At 67.9% G+C, this 6,269-nt stretch carries 8 protein-coding genes; all 8 read right to left on the bottom strand.

Translation table 11 applies throughout. From position 1 onward, the window contains the following. Positions 1–29: 29 nt before the first annotated feature. Positions 30–1,073, bottom strand: coding sequence for a cytochrome c-type biogenesis protein CcmH (locus tag HV477_RS27425; RefSeq protein ID WP_044815690.1), 1,044 nt, complete (start codon positions 1,071–1,073; stop codon positions 30–32). Beyond that, a complete protein-coding gene (gene dsbE, locus HV477_RS27420; RefSeq protein ID WP_000828293.1) occupies positions 1,070–1,627 on the bottom strand; it encodes a thiol:disulfide interchange protein DsbE in 558 nt (185 codons plus the stop codon). The genes HV477_RS27425 and dsbE overlap by 4 nt, the downstream gene beginning before the upstream one ends. After that, positions 1,624–3,555: a heme lyase CcmF/NrfE family subunit gene (locus tag HV477_RS27415; RefSeq protein ID WP_079899317.1), complete on the bottom strand. Its 1,932-nt coding sequence runs from the start codon at positions 3,553–3,555 to the stop codon at positions 1,624–1,626. The genes dsbE and HV477_RS27415 overlap by 4 nt, the downstream gene beginning before the upstream one ends. After that, positions 3,552–4,031, bottom strand: coding sequence for a cytochrome c maturation protein CcmE (gene ccmE, locus HV477_RS27410; protein WP_001053609.1), 480 nt, complete (start codon positions 4,029–4,031; stop codon positions 3,552–3,554). The genes HV477_RS27415 and ccmE overlap by 4 nt, the downstream gene beginning before the upstream one ends. Next, the gene (gene ccmD, locus HV477_RS27405; RefSeq protein WP_000074110.1) at positions 4,028–4,240 is read right to left on the bottom strand and encodes a heme exporter protein CcmD; all 213 of its coding nucleotides are present in this window, start codon (positions 4,238–4,240) and stop codon (positions 4,028–4,030) included. Before ccmD ends, ccmE begins: the two co-directional genes overlap by 4 nt. Continuing rightward, positions 4,237–4,974, bottom strand: coding sequence for a heme ABC transporter permease (locus HV477_RS27400; protein ID WP_000266003.1), 738 nt, complete (start codon positions 4,972–4,974; stop codon positions 4,237–4,239). Before HV477_RS27400 ends, ccmD begins: the two co-directional genes overlap by 4 nt. Before the next feature lie 51 nt (positions 4,975–5,025). Further along, entirely contained in the window at positions 5,026–5,685 is a 660-nt protein-coding gene (ccmB, locus tag HV477_RS27395) for a heme exporter protein CcmB (RefSeq protein ID WP_079899316.1), read from the bottom strand. Continuing rightward, the coding region (gene ccmA / locus HV477_RS27390) for a cytochrome c biogenesis heme-transporting ATPase CcmA (RefSeq protein ID WP_100494702.1) at positions 5,682–6,269 on the bottom strand (588 nt) is incomplete at its 5' end. The genes ccmA and ccmB, both read right to left, overlap by 4 nt.

The raw sequence follows: 6,269 nt of genomic DNA, 5'->3' as shown, positions 1-6,269 counted from the left end.
TGGCGCCACGCCACCGGGCCGTCAGGGTCTTATTTCTCCTGCGCCAGCCGGATACTGCGCTCTATCACCGCCCGCCGGGCGTCACCCGCCGGCAGCAGCTTCAGCATCATCTCCCAGGCCGCCACCGCCTCGCCAAAGCGCTGCTGCTCAAAGGCGCTGAACGCATACAGGCTTAACACCCGGATATCCGTGTGGTCGCGGCTCACCAGCTGACGCAGCAGCTCCCCGCCGCGGCGGTTATCCTCCGGGTCGGACGAGCGCGTCAGCGCCTCCGCGTAGCCCAGCGCCGCATCGCGGTTTTTCGGGTCCAGACGGTACGCGTTCGCATAGGCCCCGGTGGCGGTACCGGCATTACCCAGTACCATACCGGTGCGCCCCAGCATGAGCCAGCCCTCAACATTGCCGGCATCATTCTGCAGGCGGGTGCGCAGCCCCAGCGCCAGCCGCGCCATCTCCTCCTCATTCAGCGGCTGCGCCTGCGGGTCCAGCGCCCGCGCCAGCAGCCCGGGCGTCTGCGCCGTTGCCTGCTGCCAGGCCCTCACCTGCGGATAGCTGCCGGTCAGGGCGTAGCTGCCGGCGCCGACCGCCAGCGCAATGACGGCCCCCGGCACGTAAACGCCCCACCCGGCGCGCGCGCCGCAAACCGGGGTGTCCGCCGGCAGCGGCTCCCGGCGCAGGCGCACCCGCCGGCGCGTGCGGGCAACGATTATCCACCCGCCCGCCACGATGGCGGCCAGCGGCAGCACCCACAGCAGCACCGTCAGCGGGGTCAGCGGCGGGTCGTAGGTGACGAAGTTGCCGTAGCGCGCCACCATGTAATCGATGATTTCCTGGCGGCTCTTCCCCTCCTGCATCAGGTCATACACCCTGCGGCGCATGTCGGTGGCTATCATCGCGTTCGAGTCCGCAATGCTGTTGTTCTGGCATTTCGGGCAGCGCAGCTGCTCCGTGAGCTGGCGGAACTGCTGCTCCTGCGCTTCATCTTTAAACGGCATCACGTCGGTGGTCGCCCGCGCTGACCCGGCGATAACCAGCACCAGCATCAGCATCACCATGCCCGGTAACAGTCTCATTGCGCCGCCTCCCGGCTGTATCTGTCCCACAGCGGTTTCAGTTCACTCTCCCACACCCGGGCATTCAAATCGCCCGCATGGCGGTAGCGGATAATCCCCCTGCCGTCGATGAGGAAGGTTTCCGGCGCGCCGTACACGCCCAGGTCCAGCCCCAGCATCCCGTCGCTGTCCGATAAACTCAGCGCATACGGGTTGCCCAGTTCCTTTAACCAGGCCACCGCCTTCGCCCGGTCGTCCTTATAGTTCAGCCCCACCACCCGGATACCCTGCGCAGAAAGCTGGTTCAGGTACTGATGCTCGGCGCGGCAGGTCGGGCACCAGGTGGCCCAGACGTTAAGCAGCACCGGTTTCCCCTGCGTCAGCACCTCCGCCTCATAGTACTGACCCGGCGTCTCCAGCGATTCCAGGCGAAACGCCGGCACCGGCTTCCCGGTCAGCGCCGATTCGAGATTCGTCGGGTCATCCCCCTGCGCGTTGCGCGCCAGCTGCCACAGCAGCGCCGCGGCAATCAGCAGAAAAATCAGCAGCGGTAATAACAGTACGTTGCGTTTCATCCGGCCTCCGGCAATGGTTTACGGCGGCGGTAGCGCGGGTCCGCCAGGCACAGCAGCCCGCCCAGCGCCATCAGCAGTCCCCCGGCCCATATCCAGCGGACAAACGGTTTGTAGTACAGGCGCACGGCCCACGCGCCGTTGTCCAGCTCCTCCCCGAGCGCGGCGTACAGGTCGCGGGTCAGCCCGCCGTCAATCGCCGCCTCGGTCATCACCATCCGGCTGGTGTTGTAGAGCCGTTTCTCCGCGTGCAGCACCGCCTCCGGCTCGCCGTGGCGCGTCACCCCGATGAGGGCCACCCCGCCGCGGTAGTTGGGGCCGGTGATGTCCCGCACCTCCCGGAAGGTGAAGCGGTAGTCGTGAATGGTCACGCTGTCGCCCGCCCGCATCCGCACGTCACGCTCCACGCTGTAATTCTGGCTGAAGGCGATGCCGGTAATCGTCACCGCCAGCCCGAGGTGCGCCGCCACCATTCCCCAGTAGCTGAGAGAGGTTTTCGTGCCGCGGGACACGCGCTGTACGGCTTCGGCCACCGCCAGCACCGCAATCCAGCAGGCCATCGCCATCCCCACCGCCGTCATGGCGATGATTCTATCTTCCAGCAGCCATGGCAAAAGTACCGACAGCACCAGGGTGGAGACCAGGGCGGTGAGCAGCAGCGTCCTGATGTTACGCGGCCGGTCCCGGCCCCAGCGCACTAAAGGCCCCACCCCCAGCAGCAGGGCAAAGGGGACCATCAGCCAGGTGAACATGGTGTTAAAGAACGGCTCCCCCACCGAAATGCTGCCCAGCCCCAGCTGTTTGTGCACCAGCGGCAGCAGGGTGCCCAGCAGTACCACCAGCATGGCGGCCATCAGCAGGACGTTGTTGCCGAGCAGCAGCGACTCGCGCGACCACAGCGCGTTGTTCACCCGCGAACGCACCCTGTGCCCGCGCACGGCGAACAGCAGCAGCGAGCCGCCGGTGACCAGCACCATAAAGGCGAGGATAAACATCCCGCGCGCCGGGTCGGAGGCGAAGGCGTGTACCGACACCAGCACCCCGGAGCGCACCAGGAAGGTGCCCAGCAGGCACAGCGAGAAGGCGCAGATGGACAGCAGCAGCGTCCACGCCTTGAAGCCGGCGCGCTGTTCCGTGACCGCCAGCGAGTGCAGCAGGGCGGTACCCGCCAGCCACGGCATAAAGGAGGCGTTCTCCACCGGGTCCCAGAACCACCAGCCGCCCCAGCCCAGCTCGTAGTAGGCCCACGCCGAGCCGAGCACAATGCCCAGCGTCAGGAACACCCACGCCGCCAGCGTCCACGGGCGGGCAAAACGGGTGAACGCGCTGTCCAGACGCCCGCTCAGCAGCGCGGCGATGGCGAAGGCGAAGGCCACCGAGAAGCCGACATAGCCCATGTACAGCAGCGGCGGGTGGAAAATCAGCCCCGGGTCCTGCAGCAGCGGGTTCAGGTCACGCCCCTCCACCGGAAAGGCCGGCAGCGTGCGGGCGAACGGGCCGGAGGTGAACAGGATGAACGCCAGAAAACCGGCGCAGACCATCCCCATCACCGCCAGCACCCGGGCGACGATATCCGCCGGCACCGGCCGGCTGAACACCGCCACCGCCAGGGTCCAGCCGCTCATCAGCAGCACCCACAGCAGCAGCGAGCCCTCGTGCGCCCCCCAGGTGGCGGCCACCCGGTACCACACCGGCAGCTGCGTGTTCGAGTTGCCGGCGACATAGGCCACGGTGAAGTCGTTAACCACAAAGGCGTGCACCAGCACGAAAAACGCGCCCGCCACGCAGATAAACAGCAGCCAGGCGAACACCCCGGCCGACGCCATCATCCGCGCGTCGCCGCGCGCCACGCCCCACAGCGGGTAAACGGACAGCAGCAGCGCCACGCCGAGCGCCAGGCACAGCAGCGCGTGGCCGTATTCAGGCATCATGATGAGGTGTCCTTATCAGCGCGTTGCGGGCGGCGGTGGTTTTCCTGCATCGCCTTTTCCACTTCCGGCGGGGTGTAGTTCTCGTCATGTTTGGCCAGCACCTCGTGCGCCAGGACGTGGCTGCCCTTCTCCAGGGTGCCCTGCACCACCACCCCCTGTCCCTCGCGGAACAGGTCCGGCAGTATCCCCTCATAGCTCACCGTCACCGACCCTTCGGCGTCGTAGAGGCTGAAGTTCACCTTCAGCGAGTCCGGGTCGCGCCTGACGCTGCCGGGCATCACCATCCCGCCGACGCGCAGGCGCTGGCCCACCGCCGGCAGCTGCTGCGTCTCGCGCTTGCCGTAGAGGATTTCGCCTGGGGTATAGAACAGGTCGATATTCGCGCGCAGCGCGTACAGGACCAGGGCGGTGGTCAGCGCCAGGCCCGCCAGCACCGCGCAGACCACCCATAGCCGGTTTTTACGTCGCAGGTTCACGCGGCCTCCTGTTGCGCCTGTGCGGCGCGCATCCGCGCCTCGCGCGCCCGCTGCTGCGCCACGCCGCGCAGAATGGCCCGGCGCTGCAGCACCGTGTGCAGCGCCAGCAGCGCCAGCGGCGCCACGGTCATCGCCACCGCCAGCCAGACAAAAAAGGCGTACCCGCCCATGGCGAAAAAATCGCTCCACGATGAAAATGCCGGACTCACCGGTGCCCCCTTTTCAGTATCAGTTCGCTCACCCACGGGCGGCGTTTTTCCATCAGTAAAATCAGGTTGCGCATCCGCATCAGCGAAAGCGTCATAAAAAGCAGCAGGAAGCCGGCGATGGCCCAGCGCAGCGGCGAGCGCATCGCCGGGTCGATACTCTGCTGCATCCGCGTCGAGCCCTGGTGCAGGGTGTTCCACCACTCGACGGAATAGTGGATAACCGGCAGGTTCACCACGCCGACCAGCACCAGAATGCCCGCCGCGCGCCCGGCCATTTTACGGTCGTCAAAGGCGTGCCACAGGGCGATGACCCCGGCGTAAAGAAACAGCAGCACCAGCTCCGAGGTCAGGCGCGCGTCCCACACCCACCAGGTGCCCCACATCGGTTTACCCCACGCCGCGCCGGTGACCAGCGCGATGAAGGTGTACACCGCCCCCACCGGCGCCATCGCCGCGACGGCAAGGCTGGCCATTTTCATCTGCCAGACCAGCCCGGTGAACGCCGCCACCGCCATCGCCGCATAGATACCCATCGACCAGATGGCCGCCGGGACATGCAGGTACATAATGCGGTAGCTCTCCCCCTGCTGGTAGTCCGCCGGGGCGAAACCAAAGCCCCGGACCCAGCCGGTGGCCAGCGCGATGATGCCGGCTGCCGCCAGCCACGGCACAAGCCTGCCGCAAATCTGATACAGCCGGGGCGGCGCCGCCAGCTGATGAAGGGTTTTCCACATAGTCGTCACCTGACCTCCTGAAACCAGTAAAATGTCCGTCGTGCCGGGGCGCTACTGCGTACTGATGCGCAGCGCCGCCGCGGTGGCGAACGGGCTTAACGTCGCGCTGCCCGCCAGCAGCGCCCCCAGCACCGCCAGATAGCCGTCAACGGGTAAATGCATCAATGCCGCGTCCATCGCCGCGGTGGCGAAAATCAGCACCGGGACACTCAGCGGCAGCACCAGAATGCCCAGCAGGACGCCGCCGCGCCGCAGCCCGGCCGTCAGCGCGACGCCCGGCGCGGCGAGAAACCCCAGCGCCGGCGTGCCGAGCAGCAGCGTCAGCGCCATGATTTTCCAGCCGTACACGTCCATCCCCAGCAGCAGCGCCACCAGCGGGGAGAGCATCATCAGCGGCAGGCCGGTCACCGCCCAGTGCGCCAGCACCTTCGCCAGCACCACCGCCGGCAGCGGCACCGGCAGCAGCATCAGCTGCTCCAGGCTGCCGTCCTGCAGGTCGTCGCGAAACAGCCGCTCCAGCGCCAGCAGCGAGGCCAGCAGCGCCGCCACCTGGATGATGCCCGGCGCGATACGCGCCAGCAGCTGCGGCTGCGGCCCGACGCTTAACGGAAACAGGGTGATGACCATCAGGAAGAACCACAGCGGGCCGGCGATGTCCGCGCCGTGGCGGAACGCCACGCGCAGTTCGAGACAGAAGACACGCCACATCACAGCCCGGCCCCCCCGCCGGTCAGCGCCAGGCGGCGGACGGTGTCCGCGGCCCCCGGCAGCGGCTGGTGGGTGGTGAGAATGACCATCCCGCCCTGCGCCGTGTGCGCCGCCATCCGCCGGGTGAGGCGCGCCACGCCGTTAACGTCAATGGCGGTGAACGGCTCGTCGAGCACCCACAGCGCGGCGCGGGTCAGCCACAGGCGGGCCAGCGCCACCCGGCGCTGCTGCCCGGCCGAGAGCTGAGCGACCGGCACGTCCTCAAATCCCGCCAGCCCGGCCTGCGCCAGCGCCTCCGGGAGACGCGCGCCGTCGCCGGGGTGGAAGAAGTGCAGGTTCTCCCGCGCCGTCAGGCGGGTTTTAATCCCCGGCTGGTGCCCTATCCACAGCAGGCTGCGATGGAAGCTGTCGCGCACGCGGCGCAGGGGCTCGCCCTGCCAGTACACCTCCCCGCCGTCCGGGCGCGCCAGCCCGGTCAGCAGGCGCAGCAGGGTGGTTTTTCCGGCGCCGTTGCCGCCGGTGACCTGCACCCACTCCCCGGCGTCCACGGTGAACGACAGCCCGCGAAACAGCGTCCTCTCGTCCCG

Origin of the sequence: Salmonella sp. SG203, assembly GCF_013350575.1 — a bacterium.
Taxonomy (GTDB): Bacteria; Pseudomonadota; Gammaproteobacteria; order Enterobacterales; family Enterobacteriaceae; genus Salmonella; species Salmonella enterica.
The sequence above is the reverse complement of the archived record's forward strand: the minus strand, read 5'-3'. Positions and strand labels throughout refer to the sequence as shown.

Coding starts and splice junctions, on each gene's coding strand:
- HV477_RS27425 (WP_044815690.1), bottom strand. CDS start 1,073: ATGAGACTGTTACCGGGCATGGTGATGCTGATGCTGGTGCTGGTTATC.
- dsbE (WP_000828293.1), bottom strand. CDS start 1,627: ATGAAACGCAACGTACTGTTATTACCGCTGCTGATTTTTCTGCTGATT.
- HV477_RS27415 (WP_079899317.1), bottom strand. CDS start 3,555: ATGATGCCTGAATACGGCCACGCGCTGCTGTGCCTGGCGCTCGGCGTG.
- HV477_RS27400 (WP_000266003.1), bottom strand. CDS start 4,974: ATGTGGAAAACCCTTCATCAGCTGGCGGCGCCGCCCCGGCTGTATCAG.